Genomic DNA, 1791 nt, shown 5'->3' on the forward strand with positions numbered 1-1791 from the left:
ACACCAAAACCAAGAAAACCTTTCCTGCCATTTTCCACTACCTGTACCTCAACTTCATCTCTTGTTACACCCAGGTCCTGTAAAGCTGATTCAATTGCTAGCTCAACGGTTGCTGCCCTTTGTGTAAGTTGTTTCATTTCTTTTTCCCTCCTGTTTTCACTACTTCGACGTTTTTCGGCTTATCGAACGGCTTATAGATGAAAATGTTTTGGAGCAGTGAAATGATATTTCCGACGATCCAGTATAAAGCAAGAGCTGCCGGTAAGAATGAACCGAATACCATGATCATAAATGGCATGATGTACATCATCATCTTCATTTGTGGGTTATCCATTGCAGGTCCTGTACGTAGAACCGTTAATTGGAACAATCCAGCGATGATAGCAAATAAAATACTTGGTGAACCAAGTGCAACGCCTAGGAAGTTACCTAACTCAATCGTTGGTGTGGCATTCATCCGGCTGATCGCGTGGTAGAAACCAATAAATATTGGCATCTGGATGATAACTGGTAGACATCCTGCAACGGGATTGATCTTTTCGTTGATCATAATCTGTTGCATTTCCTCTTGATACTTTTTCTGTGTAACAGCATCTTTTGATTTATATTTCTCTTTTAACGCTTTAAGTCTTGGTTGAATTTCCTGCATACGCTTTGAACTTTTCGTTTGTTGAATAATCAATGGAAGCAATGCAGTACGAATGATCGCCGTAACGACGATAATCGCTAATCCATATGTTCCGAGCCAGGATTTGAATTTCATAATCAATGTAACAAGTGGCCAAACAATATATTCGTTCCAAATTCCCGTACTCTCTGCCGTAATTGGCTTTTGGAATTCCGAACAACCTGCCATAAAGACGGCAACTACAACAAGTAGTGAAAGGAACACTAATTTCTTTTTCAATGTTTTTTCCCCCAAACAGTCGCAAGATCATTATAAAAGTTTTTTTCAGTGTAACATGATGTCTTTAATCGTTCTATATCTAGGTAGAGCTTTGATTTCACTTAAAGACTTTTGCAATTTTTAGAACATGTCTCAGATTTTTTTTGGCCGTATGGAAATCAAGCGTGGCAGCTTGATTTCTTGCGATAATAACATAATCTAGATCAGGCTTGATCTCATCATTCATTTCCAGAAATGATTGTCGAATATAGCGCTTAATCCTGTTACGCGTAACAGCATTCCCGACCTTTTTGCTGACGGATAGGCCAATTCTGAACTCTTGCTGGTCTTCCTTCTTATAGGTATAGACAATAAACTGTCGATTAGCAAAAGACTTTCCTTTTTTAAATACCGTTTGAAATTCTTTATTTTTTTTAATTCGCTGGCTTTTTTTCATAATAACACCTGCTTTAATTTTCTACCGTCATAATCTGCTGATCCACTATATAGAAGAGATCTAATAGTCATTTCGAATCGCTCTAATAGCTAAAAAAAAGACCACTGATGTCAGTGGCCTTATGCTGAAAGAACTTTTCTTCCTTTACGACGACGAGCTGCTAAAATTCTACGGCCGTTTTTCGAACTCATTCTTTGGCGGAAGCCGTGGACTTTAGCGCGTTTACGTTTATTTGGTTGGAATGTACGTTTCATTTCGTAAGACACCTCCTGCTTTGATTGTCTCTTTTCCTACTATGACAGTCTTGAATAGTATAGCGATTCAGTAAAAGAATGTCAATGCTTTTCTATTCCTACTCGGGTGATCTACTCACAATAATTTTTATTACCATGCAATACTTATCCACAGCGGAAGAAAGTTATGCTCTGGATGGAATGTTGATGCCTAA

General features: G+C 38.2%; 4 protein-coding genes. All 4 read right to left on the reverse strand.

The features are described from left to right. Positions 1 to 137, reverse strand: a 137-nt coding sequence (locus CVD27_RS04375) for a Jag N-terminal domain-containing protein (protein ID WP_180960146.1), incomplete at its 3' end; no start/stop codon positions are given. After that, entirely contained in the window at positions 134 to 907 is a 774-nt protein-coding gene (yidC, locus tag CVD27_RS04380) for a membrane protein insertase YidC (protein WP_101646672.1), read from the reverse strand. The genes yidC and CVD27_RS04375, both read right to left, overlap by 4 nt. Positions 908 to 1004: 97 nt before the next feature. Continuing rightward, entirely contained in the window at positions 1005 to 1343 is a 339-nt protein-coding gene (rnpA, locus tag CVD27_RS04385) for a ribonuclease P protein component (RefSeq protein WP_099632559.1), read from the reverse strand. 119 nt (positions 1344 to 1462) lie between these two features. Then, on the reverse strand, positions 1463 to 1597 hold the full coding sequence (gene rpmH / locus CVD27_RS04390) for a 50S ribosomal protein L34 (RefSeq protein ID WP_029054388.1): 135 nt from the start codon (positions 1595 to 1597) through the stop codon (positions 1463 to 1465). Between the last annotated feature and the right edge of the window lie 194 nt (positions 1598 to 1791).

This window comes from Neobacillus cucumis, from assembly GCF_002860255.1.
GTDB lineage: Bacteria > Bacillota > Bacilli > Bacillales > Cytobacillaceae > Neobacillus > Neobacillus cucumis_A.

Excerpts from the sequence above, each read along its gene's own strand:
- rnpA (WP_099632559.1), bottom strand. The coding sequence starts at position 1,343 with ATGAAAAAAAGCCAGCGAATTAAAAAAAATAAAGAATTTCAAACGGTA.
- rpmH (WP_029054388.1), bottom strand. The coding sequence starts at position 1,597 with ATGAAACGTACATTCCAACCAAATAAACGTAAACGCGCTAAAGTCCAC.